Origin of the sequence: Halobellus captivus (genome assembly GCF_003697845.1) — an archaeon.
GTDB lineage: Archaea > Halobacteriota > Halobacteria > Halobacteriales > Haloferacaceae > Halorubrum > Halorubrum glutamatedens.
In genome coordinates this window covers 118,690-136,898 of the sequence record NZ_RDQE01000006.1, presented here as the reverse complement: position 1 = coordinate 136,898, position 18,209 = coordinate 118,690, and the positions used below count along the sequence as shown (strand labels likewise).

Annotated in this window: 12 protein-coding genes; 6 read left to right on the top strand and 6 right to left on the bottom strand. The window is 64.8% G+C overall.

Annotated elements, in window-relative coordinates:
* Window positions 1-51: 51 nt before the first annotated feature.
* The 5 genes from EAO78_RS08760 to prf1 all read left to right on the top strand — a co-directional run bounded on the left by EAO78_RS08760 (window position 52) and on the right by prf1 (window position 6,415).
* Entirely contained in the window at window positions 52-651 is a 600-nt protein-coding gene (locus EAO78_RS08760) for a hypothetical protein (RefSeq protein ID WP_122105463.1), read from the top strand.
* 81 nt (window positions 652-732) lie between these two features.
* Entirely contained in the window at window positions 733-1,668 is a 936-nt protein-coding gene (locus EAO78_RS08755; RefSeq protein WP_122105462.1) for an NAD-dependent epimerase/dehydratase family protein, read from the top strand.
* A gap of 144 nt (window positions 1,669-1,812) precedes the next feature.
* The gene (locus tag EAO78_RS08750; protein ID WP_122105461.1) at window positions 1,813-2,898 is read left to right on the top strand and encodes a hypothetical protein; all 1,086 of its coding nucleotides are present in this window, start codon (window positions 1,813-1,815) and stop codon (window positions 2,896-2,898) included.
* 108 nt (window positions 2,899-3,006) lie between these two features.
* The gene (gene argS / locus EAO78_RS08745; RefSeq protein WP_122105460.1) at window positions 3,007-4,788 is read left to right on the top strand and encodes an arginine--tRNA ligase; all 1,782 of its coding nucleotides are present in this window, start codon (window positions 3,007-3,009) and stop codon (window positions 4,786-4,788) included.
* Window positions 4,789-5,164: 376 nt separating this feature from the next.
* Complete coding sequence (gene prf1, locus EAO78_RS08740; RefSeq protein ID WP_122105459.1) at window positions 5,165-6,415, top strand: peptide chain release factor aRF-1; 1,251 nt, start codon at window positions 5,165-5,167, stop codon at window positions 6,413-6,415.
* A gap of 27 nt (window positions 6,416-6,442) precedes the next feature.
* Here the strand turns inward: prf1 and EAO78_RS08735 are convergent, their stop codons facing one another.
* Window positions 6,443-6,880, bottom strand: coding sequence for a metal-dependent transcriptional regulator (locus tag EAO78_RS08735; protein ID WP_122105458.1), 438 nt, complete (start codon window positions 6,878-6,880; stop codon window positions 6,443-6,445).
* A 64-nt stretch (window positions 6,881-6,944) separates the two neighbouring features.
* Window positions 6,945-7,430: a ferritin-like domain-containing protein gene (locus EAO78_RS08730; RefSeq protein WP_122105564.1), complete on the bottom strand. Its 486-nt coding sequence runs from the start codon at window positions 7,428-7,430 to the stop codon at window positions 6,945-6,947.
* A gap of 200 nt (window positions 7,431-7,630) precedes the next feature.
* Between EAO78_RS08730 and EAO78_RS08725 the strand changes: the two genes are divergently transcribed.
* Window positions 7,631-8,971, top strand: coding sequence for an aminotransferase family protein (locus tag EAO78_RS08725; protein WP_122105457.1), 1,341 nt, complete (start codon window positions 7,631-7,633; stop codon window positions 8,969-8,971).
* A 64-nt stretch (window positions 8,972-9,035) separates the two neighbouring features.
* On the opposite strand, the gene sufD is transcribed toward EAO78_RS08725, so the two are convergent.
* The 4 genes from sufD to EAO78_RS08705 all read right to left on the bottom strand — a co-directional run bounded on the left by sufD (window position 9,036) and on the right by EAO78_RS08705 (window position 18,130).
* The gene (gene sufD, locus EAO78_RS08720) at window positions 9,036-10,259 is read right to left on the bottom strand and encodes a Fe-S cluster assembly protein SufD (protein ID WP_122105456.1); all 1,224 of its coding nucleotides are present in this window, start codon (window positions 10,257-10,259) and stop codon (window positions 9,036-9,038) included.
* Between the two features lies 1 nt (window position 10,260).
* Entirely contained in the window at window positions 10,261-11,688 is a 1,428-nt protein-coding gene (gene sufB / locus EAO78_RS08715; RefSeq protein WP_122105455.1) for a Fe-S cluster assembly protein SufB, read from the bottom strand.
* 52 nt (window positions 11,689-11,740) lie between these two features.
* Entirely contained in the window at window positions 11,741-12,655 is a 915-nt protein-coding gene (locus EAO78_RS08710; protein ID WP_122105454.1) for an ABC transporter ATP-binding protein, read from the bottom strand.
* A gap of 123 nt (window positions 12,656-12,778) precedes the next feature.
* Window positions 12,779-18,130 carry a DNA polymerase domain-containing protein gene (locus EAO78_RS08705; RefSeq protein ID WP_122105453.1) on the bottom strand — a complete coding sequence of 1,784 codons (5,352 nt, stop codon included), beginning with the start codon at window positions 18,128-18,130 and terminating at the stop codon, window positions 12,779-12,781.
* Window positions 18,131-18,209 lie beyond the last annotated feature (79 nt).

Below are 18,209 nucleotides of genomic sequence, written 5' to 3'. Positions count from 1 at the left end.
CATGACTTATCGTCTTCCTGACGCACGGTCGATCCGTCACGGAGCATCCCCATGTCACTGGCCGACGCACACCGACCGACGAGCCGGCGCGAACGATACAGTCTCATGGCCGACGCCGCGAGCCGACCGTTCACGGTCGGCGCGGTGGCGGTTCCGCTCCTCCTGCCCCTTCTCGGCTACCTCTCCGGGGACGTCCGGGTCATGTTCACCGTCCACCTCTTTCTCGGCGCGTTCTGGTTCGGCACCGCGGTGCTCGGCGCGGTCGTTTTAGGTCCCGTCATGGGTTCGCTCTCCGAGGAGGCGAACGTCGAGTTCGCCGAGGGCTTCGTCCCGAAGATGAACCTCCTCATGGAGCCGGTCTCGGTCGGCGTCGTCGGCTCCGGCGTCGGGCTCTCCGCCATGATGGGACTGTTGGCCTCCCCGTCCCCGTCATTGTGGGCGGCGCTCGTGCTCGCGGTCGCGCTGCTCGTTCTCGGTTTCGGCCCGCTTCACGCGTTCACCTCCGGAATGTTCGACGAGATCGCCGCCGAGGAGACCGACCACGATCGGCTCGCGAGCCTGAACGCGAAGTACGGCATGTTGAGCATGGTCGAGCTCGTCCTCATGGTCGCCATCGTCGCCACGATGTCCGGGATCCGCTGGGGCTTTTGAGCCACGGGGCCCCATCGGGACGTTCGGCGCCGACCCGACCGAATCCCACACGTACTTACCCCTCACTCGTCACTGACGCGTATGGATCTCGCCGATTCACACGCGCTCATCACGGGCGGAGCGGGGCTCGTCGGCAGTCACCTCGCGGCCCGGATCCTCGAGGAGGGGGGGACCGTCCGGGTCGCGGACGACCTCTCGAAGGGCGACCGTGACCGCGTTCCCGACGGAGCGGAGTTCGTCGAGGCCGACGTGACCGACCCCGCGGACGTCGCCGAGGTCGTCACCGCGGACCTCGACGTCGTCTTCCACTTCGCCGCGTACACGGACACGAACTACGACGACGACCGCGAGCTGTTCGAGGCGAACACGGCGATGACGTACAACGTCCTCGAACGGATGTGCGAGGTGGGCGTCGACCGGTTCGCGTTCACCTCCTCCTCGACCGTCTACGGCGAGGCCCCGCGTCCGACTCCCGAAGATTACGCCCCGATGGAGCCGATCTCCATCTACGGCTCCTCGAAGCTGGCCGACGAGGCGCTCATCTCGACGTACGCACACTCCTACGGGGTCCGGTCGTGGGTGTTCCGGTTCGCGAACATCGTCGGGCCCCACCAACGCGGAAACGTGATCCCCGATTTCATCCAGAAGCTCGAGGACGACCCGTCCTCCCTTACCATCCTCGGCGACGGTCGCCAGGAGAAGTCGTACATGCACGTCACCGAGTGCGTCGACGCGATCCGCCACGTCGTCGAGCACGCCGAGGACGACCTGAACGTCTACAACCTCGGGACGCGGACGACCACCTCGGTGACCGAGATCGCCGACGTCGTGAGCGAGGAACTCGGCGTCGATCCCGACTACGCCTACACCGGCGGCGACCGCGGCTGGACCGGCGACGTGCCGCGGATGCGGCTCTCGATCGAGCGGCTGGCCGACCTCGGCTGGGAGCCGTCGATCGAGAGCGACGAGGCGGTTCGCCGCGCGGCGCGACAGTTGATCGACGAGATCGTGGAGTGAGATAACACGCCAACGGAAATCGAGACGATCGGGCGGATGACGTGCCTGTCACACCCATCGTCTCTCTAACTCGTGGGGTTTCGTACTTCCGCTGTCGGGTCAAATCGACCCTATATTGAAATGAGACGGTACTCAAACCACGATATGGGCGCTACAGACGAAGAGGTAGGTGACAAACAACTGTTGACATACGTCTTCGTAGAGAGGTTCGGGTTCGACGGTCTATCGACGAGGTTTTCGGTAACGATCCCGGCGCTCTATCTGTACTCCGCGACGTTCGTGCTCCTCGATTTCGGCCTGATAAACGCGTACTTCCACGTATTCACGGAACGGTCTCATGGGTTCATCCAGAACCCGTTCTCGCTTGCGATCCCTGCGGCCGTGCTACTCGCCGCTATCGGCATTCGGTACATGACGGTCAACTGTCGACGAGCACTTGACCAAACGAGTCTGTGGGAGCGGAGCGACGGTGCTGTACGGACGAACTACGCCGAATTGACGATATCGCTCCGCACGAGAACGGCGTTGTATATCTCCGTTCTCGGGGCCTATTATGTCTACATCTTCGGTATCATCGGCGTTTCGTCGTACATCGAGACGTTCGGCGTCGTCTCGACCGTCGCGTTCGCGGGGGTGATTTACCCGCTGGGGTACGTTCCTATCGCGGTCGATTTCCTGATACAGTTTATCTCGATCCAGTTCGTGTTACCGAGACGGATCGGTAAGTCTCGCCCCACCCCCGCGTTCCTTGACCCGCGCGATCTCGGCGGGTTCTACCCGATCGGAGAAGTGCTCAAACGCACGTACTACATCTACACTGCTGGCCTGTTACTCGCTCTGTGTTATATTTACGGTCCGCCCATCACCGGACTCGGGACGGCGGCGGTCTCTCGGGTCGGCGCTCCCGAGGCCGGGTTTTTCACGGTTCTCTGGGCGTTCGGACTCGTTGCCGTGGGGAACTCCATGTTCAGGATCCACCGATTGATGGTCTGCGAAAAGACGTCCCACCTCGACCAACTCGAACAACAACTCTACGACGTCGTCGACGATCCCTACGATATCTCCTCTGCTGAGCTCCACGACAATCCAGAGGTCGAACAGATTCAGCGACGTATCGAACAGGTGTGGGCGATGAGAGAATACCCGACGTCAGCGAACACCTCGATACAGTTGCTCGCCTCGATACTGGCACCGGAAATAATAAATCTGCTCTTACAGTCCATCTCGTGATTGGGGAGTGCTACTGAGGCCAGCGTCTCCGTTCCGAACACCACACCGCCGCGCTCCCTCCCGCGCCGCTTCGGAAGGCCCTTTTAATCCGCCCGTCGAACGGACGGTATGTTCAGACAGTTCCGGTCGGAGGTCGAGTCGGCGCTTTCCGACGCGCTCGCCGAGCTCGACCTCCCGACCGACGACCTCGGGATCGAACGCCCGCCGGAGGACATGAACGCGACGCTCGCCTCCAGCGTCGCCTTCCGGCTCGCGGGCGTCGTCGGCGACGCGCCGCCGAACGTCGCGAGCGACGTCGCCGCGGCGGTCGACGTCGAGCCCTCCGACTACCTCGTCTCCGTCGACACCGCCGGCCCCTACGTCAACTTCCACGCCGGCGAGCGCTACCTCGCGGACACCCTCGCGGCCGCGGCCGGCGACGAGACGTACGGAACCCTCCCGGACAAGGAGAGGTCGGTGGTCGTCGAGCACACGAGCGCGAACCCGACCGGCCCGGTCCACGTCGGCCGCGCGCGCAACCCGATCGTGGGCGACGCGGTCGCGAACGTCCTCGAGTACGCCGGCTACGACGTGGACCGCCACTACTACGTGAACGACGCGGGCCGCCAGATGGCGGTGTTCACGTGGGCCTACGAGACGTTCGACGAGTCTGACCTCGAGGGCGAGCCCGCACGCGACCGGGTCGAGTACGACCTCGTGCGCTACTACCGGCGGGGGAACGCGTACCTCGAGGAGGCCCCCGAGGAGGAGGTCGAGGCCGCGGAGGCCGAGATCTCGGCCATCCTCCAGGGGTTGGAGGAGGGTGACGAGGAGACGTACGAACGGGTCGGCGAGGTCGTCGACGCGGTGCTCGGCGGCATGAAGGACTGTCTCGCTCGGTTACCCGCGGAGTTCGACGAGTTCGTCAAGGAGACGCGGTTCATGCGCGACGGCTCGACCGACGAGATCGCGGCGCGGCTGAAGGAGACCGACGAGGCGGTCTACGAGGAGGACGCCTGGCAGCTCGAACTCGACGAGTGGGGCATCGACAAGAACCTCGTCTTCCTCCGCTCGGACGGCACGAGCCTCTACACCACCCGCGACCTGGCCCACCACGAGTGGAAGTTCGCGAACTACGACCGCGCGGTGACCGTCCTCGGCGAGGACCACAAACTGCAGGCCGACCAGCTCGGCGCGGCCCTCGAACTCCTCGGCAACGACACCGACGACCTCGGTCACGTCATCTACTCGTACGTCAACCTCCCCGACGGAAAGATGTCCACCCGGGAGGGAACCGGCGTCATGCTCGACGACCTCCTCGACGAGGCGATCGACCGCGCCCGCGAGGCGGTCGAGAGCCGGATGGAGGACCGGATCCGCGACGACGACCTCGCCGACGAGGACGTCGAGCGCATCGCGCACCAGGTGGGGATCGGCGCGGTGCGGTACGACATCGTCTCGAAGCAGCCGGCGAAGGCGATCACCTTCGAGTGGGAGGAGGCACTCGACTTCGAGGCGCAGTCGGCCCCGTTCGTCCAGTACGTCCACGCGCGCTGTTGCGGGATCCTCGCGGAGGCCGCCGGCGAGGGGGTCCCGGTACCCGAATCGGGCGACCCGATCGACGTCGACGCCGCCGTCCTCGAGACCGACGAGGCGGAGGACCTCCTGCGGGAGGTCGCGCGCTTCCCGGCGGTCATCGAGTCGGCGGCGGACGACCTGGAGCCGCACACGATCGCGACGTTCACCCGCGAGTTCGCCGACGCGTACAACGCCTTCTACCGCGAGTGTCCCGTGTTGACGGCCGAGACCGACGAACTGCGGGACGCCCGGCTCGCGGTCGTCGCTGCCGCGCGATACACGATGGCGAACGCGCTCGACGCGCTCGGCGTGGAAGCGCCCGAGTCGATGTAGAGCCGGTCGTCGTACTCGATCGTGGCTCCGACTGCCGGGAACGCCTTCAAAGCCCCAGCCGTGAGGGCTCGAGAGCCGCCGGCGACTGCCCCTTCGAGTCCCACGCAGCCGCCCCGCACCTCACGCCTCCCCAGCCTCGTCGACCGGCCTCCGCTTCGCTCCGGCCGGCCGACTCCCTCGCGCGGGCCGGCCCGCGCCCTTCGGGCGCTCCCGGGCGCGCGCCACCGCACCACCTGCGAACTGCTCCTGCGAACTGCTCCGCGTCTTTGCGAACTGCTGTTCGCCTCTCGTCGTCGACGCGGCCCGTTCTCGCGTACTCGGCGGTCCGATCGGGAGGTCAAAGCTTACTTACACGCACGGGGCCGTAGTTCGGGTAATGAGTAGCGACGCCCAGGAGGCGAGCGAGGACCGGCGGAAGTACGAGTTCCGCAAGGTCATCGAGGAGCTCAAGGACTTCGAGGGCTCCGGCACGCAGCTCGTCACCATCTACATTCCCGAAGACAAGCAGATCTCGGACGTGGTCGCCCACGTCACTCAGGAACACAGCGAGGCGTCCAACATCAAGTCCAAACAGACCCGGACGAACGTGCAGGACGCGCTGACGAGCATCAAGGACCGCCTCCGCTATTACGACACCTTCCCGCCGGAGAAGGGGATGGTGATCTTCTCGGGTGCGGTCGACTCCGGCGGGGGCCGGACCGAGATGGTCACCCGGACGCTGGAGTCGCCGCCCCAGCCCGTCGAGTCGTTCCGCTACCACTGCGATTCGGCGTTCCTCACCGATCCGCTCGAACACATGCTCGCGGACTCCGGGCTCTTCGGGCTCATCGTCCTCGACAGGCGGGAGGCCAACGTCGGCTGGCTGAAGGGCAAACGCGTCGAGCCGGTCAAGTCCGCCTCCTCGCTCGTCCCCGGCAAGCAGCGTAAGGGGGGCCAGTCGGCACAGCGGTTCGCCCGCCTCCGGCTCGAGGCCATCGACAACTTCTATCAGGAGGTCGCGGGGATGGCGGACGAGCTCTTCGTCCCCAAGCGACACGAGATCGACGGGATCCTCGTCGGCGGCCCCTCGCCGACGAAAGACGAGTTCCTCGACGGCGACTACCTCCACCACGAGCTCCAGGACAAGGTGCTCGGCAAGTTCGACGTGGCCTACACCGACGAGTCCGGGCTGAAGGACCTCGTCGACGCCGGCAGCGAGGCGCTCTCCGATCAGGAGATCGTCGAGGACAAACGCCACATGGAGACGTTCTTCGAGAACCTCCACACCGGCGAGGAGGCCACCTACGGCTTCGAGCAGACCCGCCGGAACCTGATCATGGGCTCGGTCGACCGACTGCTCATCTCCGAGGACCTCCGCTCCGACGTGATCGTCTACGAGTGTCCCAACGGCCACGAGGAGTTCGAGGTCGTCGACGCGCGCCACTCGACGCCCGACCACGAGTGCTCCGAGTGCGGGGAGGACGCCGAGGTCGAGGAGCGCGAGGACGTCATCGAACACCTGATGGCGATCGCCGAACAGCGCGGAACGGACACGAAGTTCATCTCCACGGACTTCGAGAAGGGCGAACAGCTGCTCGACGCCTTCGGCGGCGTCGCGGGGATCCTGCGGTATTCCACCGGCGTGTAGGGCGGCTTCTCGCTTCTCGTTTCGATCTCAATCCTGTTCGACCGGCACCGCTCCGACCTCCAGACACGCGCAGGCGTCGGTCTCGGGGTCGAAACAGTCCGGACACTCCGGCTGGCGGTCGATGATCGTGTCCAGCCGCTCGGCGACGGTGTCGTCGATCACCGCCTCCAACTCGTGGGCCTCCTCGCGGAACTCCTCGACGGCGAGGACGTTCGCGAGGAACCGCTCGATGATACAGTAGGTCTGGAGGGCGTCCCGCGCCTTCACGATGCCGTCGTCGGTGAGTCGGACCCCCTTGTACTTCTCGTGTTCGGCGAGCCCGCGCTCCTCGAGTTTGCCGATCATCTCGTTGGCGCTCGCGGGGCTGACGCCCAGGGCGTCGGCGATCGACCCGGTCGAGGCGGGGCCGTCCGCCTGTTTCTGTACGACGTATATCGTCTTGAGGTACTGGTCTGCGGTGTTCACGGCTCCCCTCCGTCGGTCGTCCTCGTTCTCGTCGGCGGCCGTCCCGCCGGTTCGTTCCTCCGGTTCATCGGCGTTCCATGACCTCCGTGACCTCGCTTACGCCCTCGGCTTCCTCCTCGCGGATCGCCTCCAGGGTGTCGAGCAGTTCGGCGCGGTCGATCGAGAACTCGGCGTCCGAGCCCGCGATCGCCTCGATGAGGTCGTCGTAGAACTTGTAGGCGGTCTCCTCGTTGCACAGCTGATCGTACAACACGCCGTCGAAGTCGTCCGGCTGCGTTCTCCCGTAGCGCGCGTCGACGAGCGACTCGATCTCGTCGAACGGAACGCTGTCGACCCCGAGCCCCTCGATGAGTCCCTCCAGCCGCGCGCGGTGCTCGGCGGACTCCTCGGCGGCGTCAGCCAGCAGCGTCTCGACCTCCTCGTCGAGCTCCGCGTCGAGGCTCTCGTAGTGGTGGTGTGCTCGCGCCTCGACGACCTCCTCCAACACGATCCCGATCTGTAGCAGTCTGGCGAGCTGGTCGTCGGAGGTGATCCGCTGGCTGACGCTCACCTCGACCACCCGTCGCCGTTCGATACGCCCGTTCGCATAGTGCCACGTCGGGGCCTGCCCGACTTAAGCGGTTCCCTCGGCATCCCGGTCGGAGATCGAGTCGCGGGCGGGGATGATTCCCGATCGGTCCGGTTCATGGCCGGGAACCGATTCACGGTCGGGGGATCGATTTATGTCCTCCACCCGCGACGTCCGCTTCCATGGGCGTGTTCTACAAATGGGGCGCGGGCCGCAACCCGGACCATCCCGAGATCGTCGACGCGCACGACTCGACGCTCGTGACCGCGGACGGCGAGGAGATCATTGACGCGGCCGCGGGCGCGGCCGTCGTCAACCTCGGCCACTCGCTCGAGGGCGTCGGCGACGTCATGGCCGCACAGGCCGACCGCGTCGGCTACGTCTCCACCTCGCACTTCACGAGTCCGCCCGTCGAATCGGTCGGCGAGAAGCTCGCGTCGATGACGCCCGGATCGCTGAACGAGGCGTTCCTCGTCGATTCGGGAAGCGAGGCGATCGAGGCGGCGATCAAGCTCGCCCGCGACTACCACGTCGCCCGCGGCGAGCCGACGCGCGAGGCGGTGATCGGCCGGTGGGCGTCCTACCACGGGTCGACGCTCGGCGCGCTCGCGGCCTCCGGGAACACCGGCCGCCGGACGGTGTACGACCCCCTCCTGCGGGATTGGCCGAAGATCGGTCCCGCGTATCCGTACCGCTGGGATCACGAGGGAACTCCCGAGGAGCAGGCCGTCGCGGCCGCGGGGGAGCTCGAGCGGCTCGTCCGCCGCCTGGGTCCCGAGACGGTCGCCGCCTTCGTCGCCGAACCCGTCGGCGGGTCGAGCATCCCCGCGGCCCGTCCGCACCCGGCCTACTACCGCGAGATCCGCCGGATCTGTTCGGAGTACGGCCTCCTCTTCATCGCCGACGAGGTGATGGTCGGGTTCGGCCGGACCGGGGAACCGTTCGCCTGTGAGGGACTCGGAGTCACGCCGGACCTCATGGCGCTCGGCAAGGGGCTCTCGGCGGGCTACGCGCCGATCAGCGCGACGATGGTCGCGGACCGGGTCGTCGAGACGCTCGAGGGTCACGACCATTCCTTCCAGCACGGCCACACCTATAGCGGGAACCCGATCTCGACGGCCGTGGCCGACCACGTGCTCGACCGCTACTCCGAGGACCTGTTCGCGGCGGTCCGCCGGCGTGGGCGGCGGCTCGAGGCGGTCCTCGATCCGCTCGCCGACAGCCCGATCGTCGGCGAGATCCGGCGCGCCGGCCTCCAGGTCGGCGTCGAGTTCGTCTCCGATCGGGAGACGAAGGCACCGTTCGACCCCGACGCCGACGTCGCCGACCGGATCTACGACGCCGCCCTCGAGAACGGCGTGTACACGTACCCCGGCGGGGGAAGCGTCGACGGACAGGCGGGCGACCACCTCATGCTCGCGCCGCCGTTCGTCCTCGACGACGACGCCATCGGGGCGATCGGCGACGCCGTCGTCTCGGCCGTGAACCGCGTCGCCGAGGCGGAGGGGCGGCGAACGGCGTAGCGGACTGCCGAACGATCCGTGTGGATCAGAGAACCGAAAGTGGTGAGAGTCGACGCGACCGCGCCTACTGGAGCCGCTCGACGACGAGCTCCTCGACGTCCTCGCGGAACTCGTCGACCGCGATCTCCTCGAGGACGGGCACGAAGAAGCCCTCGACGAGCATGTTCCGCGCCGTGCGCGAGTCGATGGAGCGGCTCTCCAGGTAGAAGAGGTCCTCGGCGTCGACCTGGCCCACGGTCGCGGAGTGTGACGCCTCCGTGTCGTGGTTGTGGATGATCAGCTTCGGCGACGCGTCCGCCTCGGCGTCGTCCGACAACATCAGCGTGTTCTCACGCTGGTAGCTCGAGGTGTTCCACGCGTCCCTGCCGACGTCCTGAACGCCCTCGTACACCGAGCGCGCCACGTCGTCGAGCACGCCACGTGTGACGAGGTCGGCCGTCGTGTGCTCGGCCTGGTGCCAGACGCGCGCGTTGACGTCGAAGTGCTGGTCCTCGCTGCCGAAGAACGTCCCGACGATCTGGCTCTCGGAGCCGTCGCCGTTCAGTTCGGTCTCGACGTCCGAGCGCGTGAGCTTCGAGCCGAAGTTGCTCTCGATCCAGTCGATCGTGGCGTACGTGTCCGTGACGCCGCGTTTCAGCGAGTAGGTGTAGGTGTCGTCGTCGAGGTTCTGAAGCGAGCCGAACTGGACGGTGGCGTTCTCGCCGCCGACGACCTCGACGAGGTTCGAGAAGTAGCGGTCGCCCTCGCTTCCCGAGCCCGCCTCGCTTCCCGACTCGATCGACTCGAGGATCGTCACCGACGACGACTCCTCGGCGACGACGAGCGTCTGGCTGAACAGCGACCGGGAGTTCATCTCCGCGCGCACCGTCACGTCCTCGACGTCGACGCCCTCGGGGACGTACACGAACGTCCCCGTGGTGAAGAGCGCGACCGACAGCGCGGTGAGGTAGTTGTGCTCGGGGTCGAGCACGGTCCCGAAGTGCTCCTCGAGTACGTCGCCGTACTCCTCGAACGCCTCGGTGAAGGGTGCGACGACGACCTCGTCGTCGCCGGCCGTCCGCTCGGTCGTGTCCGACTGGTTCAACGGGTCGACGAGCGCCTCGAAGTCAAGCGCCTCGAGGTCGGTCCAGCGCCGGCCGGGCGTCTGGATCACGTCGGGCAGCTCCGCCGTCTCCAGCGCGTCGAGCGCGTTCAGACGGGTCTCGAGGAGCCACTCGGGCTCGTCGCGTTCCTCGGCGATGCGTCGTACCGTGTCCTCAGAGAGGCTCTCGATTGCTTTCGTGCTCATGTTATCCGAGCGAACCCTCCATCTCGAGCTCGACGAGCCGGTTCAGCTCGACGGCGTACTCGATCGGCAGCTCCTCCGTGATCGGCTCGATGAACCCCGAGACGATCATCTGTTTGGCGTCGTCGTCGTCCAGCCCGCGCGACTGGAGGTAGAAGATGTCCTCGTCGCCGATCTTCCCGACGGTCGCCTCGTGGGCGACGTCGACCTTCGACTCGTTGATCTCCATGTACGGCATGGTGTCCGACGTCGACTCGTTGTCGAACATCAGCGCGTCACACTCGACGGCCGTCGACGAGTTCTCGGCGCCGTCGGCGATGTGGACGAGCCCGCGGTAGTTGGTGCGGCCGCCGTCCTTCGAGATCGACTTCGACTCGATGGTCGATTTGGTCTCCGGCGCGTTGTGGTACACCTTCGCGCCGGTGTCGATGTCCTGGCCCTCGCCCGCGAAGGCGATGGTGATGTGGTTGTCGGACGCGCCGCGGCCCTTCAGGATCGTCGAGGGGTACAGCATCGTCGCCTTCGACCCCATCGACCCCGAGATCCACTCCATGCGACCGCCCTTCTCGGCGATCGCGCGCTTGGTGTTCAGGTTGTACGTGTTCTTCGACCAGTTCTGCACGGTCGAGTACTGGACGTGGGCGTCCTCGCCGACGAACACCTCGACGCCGCCCGAGTGGAGGTTGAACGCCGAGTATTTCGGGGCGGAACAGCCCTCGATGTAGTGGACCTCCGAGCCCTCCTCGGCGATGATGAGCGTGTGTTCGAACTGGCCCATCCCCTCGGAGTTCATCCGGAAGTACGCCTGGATCGGCATCTCGACCGTGGTGTCCTCGGGGACGTACACGAACGAGCCGCCCGACCAGATCGCGCCGTGAAGCGCCGCGAACTTGTTGTCGCTCGGCGGCACGGCCTTCGTCATGAAGTACTCCTTGACGAGCTCCTCGTGCTCCTGGACCGCCTTGTCCATGTCACAGAAGACGACGCCCTTCTCCTCCCAGCGCTCCTGCATGTTCTGGTAGACGATCTCGGACTCGTACTGGGCGCCGACCCCGGAGAGGGCGTTCTTCTCGGCCTCCGGGATGCCCAGCTTGTCGAACGTGTCCTTGATGTCATCGGGGAGGTCCGTCCAGTCGTCGACGCCGCCGCGCACGTCGATGTCGGGGCGGATGTACGGAACGATCTCGTCGATGTCGATCTCCGAGAGGTCCGGTGCCTCCGGCCAGTCGGTCGGCATCGGCATCGCCTGGAACTGCTTCAGCGCGCGCAGACGGCGCTCCAGCATCCACTCCGGTTCGTCCTTGTCCTCCGAGATGACGCGAACCGTCTCCTCGGTGAGGCCCTTCTCGCTTTTGAACGCCGAGTTCTCCTCCTTCTTGAACTCGAAGCGCGCCTCGGTGTCGGTCTCTTTCAGGTGGTCTTGTGAACTCATATCAGTTAGTTACGCCTCCGGTTGTATAGCGTTGGTGTGTAACCACGGGCGATTACGCGGCCTCGTAGACGTCCTCGCGGACCCAGTCGTATCCCTCGTCCTCGAGCTTCTCGGCGAGCTCCGGGCCGCCGCTCTTGGCGACCTCGCCGTCCAACATCACGTGGACGTGGTCGGGCTCGACGTAGTCGAGGATCCGCTGGTAGTGGGTGATCTGGAGGATCCCCGTGCCCTGTTCGTCGCGGAGCGCGTTGATGCCCTTCGAGACGTCCTGGAGCCGGTCGATGTCGAGCCCGGAGTCGATCTCGTCGAGCACGGCGATCGCGGGCTCCAACATCGCGGCCTGGAGCACCTCGTTCTGTTTCTTCTCGCCGCCCGAGAAGCCGGCGTTGAGGTACCGCTGCATGAACTTCTCGTCCATGTCGAGAAGCTCCATCTTCTCCGAGAGGATCTCCTGGAACTCCGCGACGCCGATCTCGCCGTCGTCGGCGGGACCCTCCATCGGGGAGGTGTCGTAGCCGGCGTCGTCGTCCGCGTCCGCCTCCTCGTCCTCGTCCTCGAACAGCTCCTCGCGCTCGTCCGCCTTCGCGTTGAGCGCCTGCCGGAGGAAGTTCGTCATCGTGACGCCCTCGATCTCCGCGGGGTACTGGAACCCGAGGAAGATCCCGAGCGCGGCGCGCTCGTTGGGCTCCATCTCGAGCAGTTCCCAGTGGTAGTCCTCGTCGTCGAGGTCGGCGTCGACGTCCGCTACGTCGGCCTCATCGAGGTGGAGCGCGACGCTCCCGTCCGTGACCTCGTAGGCGGGGTGGCCGGCGATGACCTTCGCCAGCGTCGACTTCCCCGAGCCGTTCGGACCCATCAGTGCGTGGATCTCGCCGGACTCGACCTCGAGGTCGACGCCTCGAAGGATCCGTTCTCCGCCCTCTTCGGCCACCCGCACGCGTAGGTCGCTGATCTCGAGAGTTGCCATGTGTAGGGTTATGCCTCGTAGGTGTACCGAAGGTGTTGCGGAGGTTAATAGTTACGGATATCCCGTCCAAAATCACGAATTAGAGAACAATTCTTTCAGGAACGAAAACGTAGTTTGGAGAGATCACATGAACGAGCCGAGGCCCGTCTGCTCCTGGCCCGTCTTGACCTCCTTCCAGGAGGTGCCGAGCGCCTCGATCACCCGCTCGATGGGTCCTTTCAGCGTCTTCTCGAGCATCTTCTCCCAGTCGACCTCGAACTCCTCGGGGATCTGGTCCGCGTACTCGAAGCAGATCACGTCCGGGTCGCGTTTGAACTCGCCGTAGAGCCCGTTCCGCTGGGGATCGAACCCCTCCTCGCCCTCCATCCGCTCCCAGAAGTCCGGGTGGACCTTCCTCAGGTAGAGCCGTTTCGGCTTCGAACCCCGCCCGAAGTTCGTCCCGAGCAGCTCGTTGGCGTACTGTGCGCCCCGGACCTGCGCGGTCGGCGTCTCGTAGGCGTCGAGCCGCTTGCCGATCCCGCCCGGGATCCCGATCTCCTCGACGTCGACGTCCCCCGCGAGGAAGTCGTCGATGACGCCCGAGAGGTACGTCGTGATCTCCGCTAAGTCCTCGTCGATGTCGTCGCCCGTGACGATGGTCTCGATGACGTGCTGTTGGACCTCCTTCGTGATGCCCGCGATGTCCGACCGCTTGTACTCGAAGCCCGTGATGTCGATGTCGTCGACGTCCTTCCCCTCCTTCCAGACGATGTGACCCGCGTAGCGCTTCTTCTTGCCGGCCTGGAAGAACCGCCGGTAGAGCTTCTCGAACTCGATCTCGAAGCGATGGAAGTCGGCGTTCAACTCCTCGCGTGCGAAGTCGTCGTACCGCTCGTTGATGTGTTCTTGAATGTCGAAGGACGTCTCGATAGCCTTTTCTTTTGACATGTCAGACAGAGATAACATTACTGAATCAGTATCTCCATAAGCTACTTGATAGTTTAGCTCGTTTGCGGCAGTCTCAGTAAAGTCGATAACTTCACGACCGGTAGATGTGACGGCTGCCGCACCTTCTTTGTCGTACAGCCGGAACCGATCCCAACCTGTCACACCATAGAGTGATTGACCGACGAACTGGAACTTCCCGTTCCGTCCCGCGAGCAACGTGTGGTTGTCCGCGACCGTCACACAGTAGACGCCGTTTTCGGCCTCGCTCCGTGATCCGCTTCGATGCATTCGTAGCGTGTTCTTCGCGTTCTCGGCCACGTAGATCCGCCAGCTCCCGCTGTCGCGGTTGTAACTCGCGGTCAGCCCGAGGTGCGCACACAGCCGGAGTACGTCGTCGCGAAGCCGATCGCTGGACGTGGTGTACCGCCACGATCCGGACTGCTGGTCCCCGTCCCCGTCGATCAGCGTCTCCAGGAAGCGGCGCTTCTGGTCCCGGGACACGTCGAAGACGAACGCCGGGATCCGTTTTTCGAAGCTGTCGCCACCACACCGGTTTCGAAGCATCTCCCCGAGAAGCTTCGAGGTGAACTGATGGGCGCGGTCGTCGACGTAGCAGTCGAACCCCATCCCGTCGAGTAGATCGCCGATATTGGCGTGGTGACCGCCGCCGTCGGCGATGGCGTTCTGTGCGATCTTCACCGTCGTCGCGGATCCTCGATGGTTCTCGCCGAACGTCTTCTCCTCAGAGGTGTACACGTTGCCCTCGGTGACGTACCACGCCAGCAACTCGAGGAAGTCGTCGCCGTCGTAGGTCCGTGGGATCCACTTTCGACCGGATTCGCGGTGGACGAAACTCGTCTCACAGACCGACTCGACGTACTCGCGGTGCTCCTCGAACTCCTCGGCGGTGAAGACGTACCCGGTCCGTCCGACGTCCGCCTTCGGGACGCGCCGCGGCGTCCAGCCGAGTTCGGCGGTGAACGTGTGGCCGTGTACGCTCGGTCGGACCCACACCTCGTACTCCCCGTCGATCAGTTCCGTCAGGTCCACCTCGTCGATCCGTTCCCCCTCCGGGCCGTCCCAGTCGTGCGGGAGTTCGTAGTTCGTCGCACGGTCGAGGTCGCCCGCCTCGACGAACCCGTAGCCGTCCTCCGTGATCCCGTTCGTCTCGTTCTTCCGGACCACCATCCGGTGGTTCGGCGTCACGCGGAAGTCGGCCTTCGACGTCTCGATGTCGACGAGTTCGCCGCGATACTCGGGATACGCGTGCGTCTCCTCGACGGGCTTGACCGCCATCTCCTCGGTGTCCGGATCGAGCGAGTACACCTCGTCGCCGACGTCGAGATCGGTGATCGACCGCACTCCGGCGGGCGTCAACACCTCCGTGTCCGGCGTAAAGCAGTTCATGATCACCTTGACGGCTCCCTGTTGCCGGTCGTACTGTTCGTACGCGTCCGTTCCGGGATCGTGGTCGTTTCTGAGCGCCTTCTTCTGTTCGCGCTCGTCGAGCAACTCGTCGACCATCTCGCGCATGATACCGTCCGGCTCCTTCCGGAAGTGGGTCCCGTTCGGTGCGACGTACGTCTCGCCGTCGTACGCGTCGGGATCGACCTTCGTCTCCGGCCCCGCGTTGATCGTTACCATACACATGGGGTAGAGACTTTTCAAGTCTTGGACAGTTACCATCTCTTTCACCCCCGTAATGGGCTCGAAGACCGCGCCGCCCTCGAACTCCTCCGACTCCTGTTGGCCTTTCGTCGGGAGCGCGAACTTCCCGAACGCCTTGTGGAGGACGTACATGTCGACGGTGTCGCCGGGTGTCGGCGCGTCCTCGATCTTACAGCCGACGAACGTCCGCACCTCGTCCCAGAACGCGATCACGTCCTGTGCTCGGTCGATCTCGACGCACAGCTCCACGTCGCGGATGCTGTACTCCAGGAGACGCTCGGGGTCCTGCTCCCAGAGGTCGCCGATGTCGCCGGCGTACCGTTCCTTGCCGACGCCGAGTTCGCGCTCGCCGACCGCGTCGAGCCGGTACGACTCCAGCTCCGTGAACATCGTGCGCTTGTAGGCGTACAGCAGGTCGAAGACGACCCGACCCTTGATGTCGGGGCCGCCCCAGCCGGACCGCCACACCTCGTCGATGCGGGAGAATCGATCTACCGAAAGATCGTACTGGCTTCCCGGATCAAGCTCTTCCATCCGATCGAAGAAGTACGGAACGTCGAAGTCCTCGCAGTTGTGGACGAGACAGTCGTCTGCGAAGAAATTGTGCGTGCTCGTCTCGATGTCGTAGGTCGTCTCCGTACCGACACAATCCACGTCCGTCACCTCCACGAACACGTACTCTTCCCACTCGTTTCGCGTCGTCTCGTGGCGTTTGAGATTAATTCCTCGGCGGTGTTTGTCTCGACCGATCCGCTTCTCGTCGGTGCCGGTGTCCGCCTCAAAGAGCGCGTACGGGATGTTCTCGCTCCGCCCACTCTTTCCACCGTCCAGCGTTTTCACTGCATCTCGCTTCTCTGAATGGGAGAGGTAAGGGAGGATCCGAGCCTTGAGCTGCTGGATGTCACACTCTGCGCTCGGAACCCGAACCACGTTCTCACGCTGTTCTGCGTAGATGCCCAGCCGGCGGAATAACTTCACGTACCATTCACCGATGGTCCGGTTTTCGGCCGCAACGGTCACTGAAGACGAAACGCTCCCGTCTCCGTCGATAACTCCCGCCAGGAATTGTTCGATGTGTGATTCAGGGAGCTCGAAAACGGTCGAGAGATCGACCTGCTCCGCGTTTTTGTCACCAAACGGGATTCCGAGGCCGTTGAACGCGTACATTCTCGCGTAGTCCAACACGTTCTGTTTGTAGCATCCTTTCCCGTCGGGTTCGAGATGTATCTCACCGGGGAACTGTTCGTGTAACTCCTCGCGAGTGTTGTAGAAACGGATCCCATCGTCGGACGACATTGTCCCATCTGTGAGAACTAATCCCGCGAGATACAGCTCATGGGTGGTGAGTTCTCTGTCGAGGTCTTTCCGCGTACGGCGGTATTCATACCCTCCGTCAGGAAGCGCGACATCGTATTGGTCAGCCGCAACCCGACAGCGCTCCGGGGTCCAGATGTCCGTCTTCGGATGATGTAACGTTCCTGTCGCGAGGCCGAACTCATCTGCGAGCTCCGAAACGGCACCGTAGGGAAGTTCGGATTTGAACGATTTGATAGCCTCTTTACTTCCGAACCGCTGGTATTCGATCGGGACGAGGTCACCGAGAGTCGGAATTCGAGCCGAATCGACGTTCAATTTTCGTGGCTTGAGGAGATAATCGCCGACCCCGATCTCGCTTCCCTCCTTCCAGTCGATCTGCTCGTCGTCGCCGACCATCACACGATGATCTTCAGAGCTGCTGAGAGTAGTTCCGTCCGCGAGTTCGTACTGGAGGATCTCTTTCTCGCTTTTCCACTTGTTCGTGACCTCCGCGGTTGTCGTCTCTTGTTCGTTGCTTCCGATCACCTCGTCCCCAACGGATACGTCTTCGATCCGCTGTTCAGTCCCGTCAGCTTTGAGAATTTGGCTATCCGCTGGAAGGCAATTCCACCCCGTGAAGAGATCCGGATCGGTCCCTTCGAGGTAGTCGACGAACGCGTCGAGCATCGCCGCCTCCTCCTCGAAGACTTCGACCCGGAAGTCGAGTTCCGCCCCCTCGACGATCCCCTCGTAGTCGGGGAGCTCCGCCGGCGGCGGCACCGCCGCCTCGGGCGCGTCGTACAGCCAGACGACGTACTCGTCGTCGTAGGAGTCGTGGCTGGTGAGACAGACGATCGGCTCCTCGCCGTCCTCGGGGAACCCGCGGCGGTCGTCGACCTCGATGTCGAAGGTGTTCACCCGCATCTCGGCGTCGACGTCGGCCGGCTCGAGGTGGCCCTCGTGGACCTGGATCGTCCCCTCGTCGTCGTCGAGACGGCGCTCCTCGACCCGAAGCCCGCCGTTGAGCCCGTTGTCGATCAGAAAGCGATTCGGAAAGAGGATGTCCGCCTCGAAGGTGGTCTCGAAGTCGTCGCGGACGTTCCCCACGTCGCGGGGAGTTCGGGTGACGATCCGGGTGAGCGGCTCGCCGCGGATGCTCTCGTACGGCTCGCCGTCGGGGCCCTCCTCGCGGACGCCGATGACGACGTCGTAGGCCTCGACCGGGTCGCGATCGAGCTCCGCGGTGGGCACGTAGAAGTACGGCTCGACGCCGAGCACGCGGAGGTGTTCGACGGTGTCGTCGCCGTCGGGATCCGGCCGCCGGCCGAACACGTGGACGACGGGGTACTCGTCGCTGCCGTACCCCTCGACCGCGTAGTCGATCTGGGTGATCATCAGATCGACGGTGCCGGTCGATTCCGGGAACTTCGCCTCGTCGACGTCGACGACGTCGCTGACGCGTCCGTGTCCGCCGCCGGCGACGACCTTCGCCTCCTCGGCGGCGAGGTCGCCGCGGGAGTCGTCTCCGTCGCCGTCGCCCGTCCCGCCGGGCGACGAGAAGTCCGAGAGCCCCGACTGAGTCATACGCTCCGTTCGGCGTACCCGGCTAAAAGACCGGCGTTCGTCCCCGCCACCGTCGGTCGCCAACGGGCCCGACCGGTGA

What these genes read in the sequence shown, in the direction of transcription:
- EAO78_RS08760 (WP_122105463.1), top strand. Translation starts at nt 52, where the DNA reads ATGTCACTGGCCGACGCACACCGACCGACGAGCCGGCGCGAACGATAC.
- argS (WP_122105460.1), top strand. Translation starts at nt 3,007, where the DNA reads ATGTTCAGACAGTTCCGGTCGGAGGTCGAGTCGGCGCTTTCCGACGCG.
- sufB (WP_122105455.1), bottom strand. Translation starts at nt 11,688, where the DNA reads ATGAGTTCACAAGACCACCTGAAAGAGACCGACACCGAGGCGCGCTTC.
- EAO78_RS08710 (WP_122105454.1), bottom strand. Translation starts at nt 12,655, where the DNA reads ATGGCAACTCTCGAGATCAGCGACCTACGCGTGCGGGTGGCCGAAGAG.
- EAO78_RS08705 (WP_122105453.1), bottom strand. Translation starts at nt 18,130, where the DNA reads ATGACTCAGTCGGGGCTCTCGGACTTCTCGTCGCCCGGCGGGACGGGC.
- sufD (WP_122105456.1), bottom strand. Translation starts at nt 10,259, where the DNA reads ATGAGCACGAAAGCAATCGAGAGCCTCTCTGAGGACACGGTACGACGC.
- EAO78_RS08755 (WP_122105462.1), top strand. Translation starts at nt 733, where the DNA reads ATGGATCTCGCCGATTCACACGCGCTCATCACGGGCGGAGCGGGGCTC.
- prf1 (WP_122105459.1), top strand. Translation starts at nt 5,165, where the DNA reads ATGAGTAGCGACGCCCAGGAGGCGAGCGAGGACCGGCGGAAGTACGAG.
- EAO78_RS08750 (WP_122105461.1), top strand. Translation starts at nt 1,813, where the DNA reads ATGGGCGCTACAGACGAAGAGGTAGGTGACAAACAACTGTTGACATAC.
- EAO78_RS08725 (WP_122105457.1), top strand. Translation starts at nt 7,631, where the DNA reads ATGGGCGTGTTCTACAAATGGGGCGCGGGCCGCAACCCGGACCATCCC.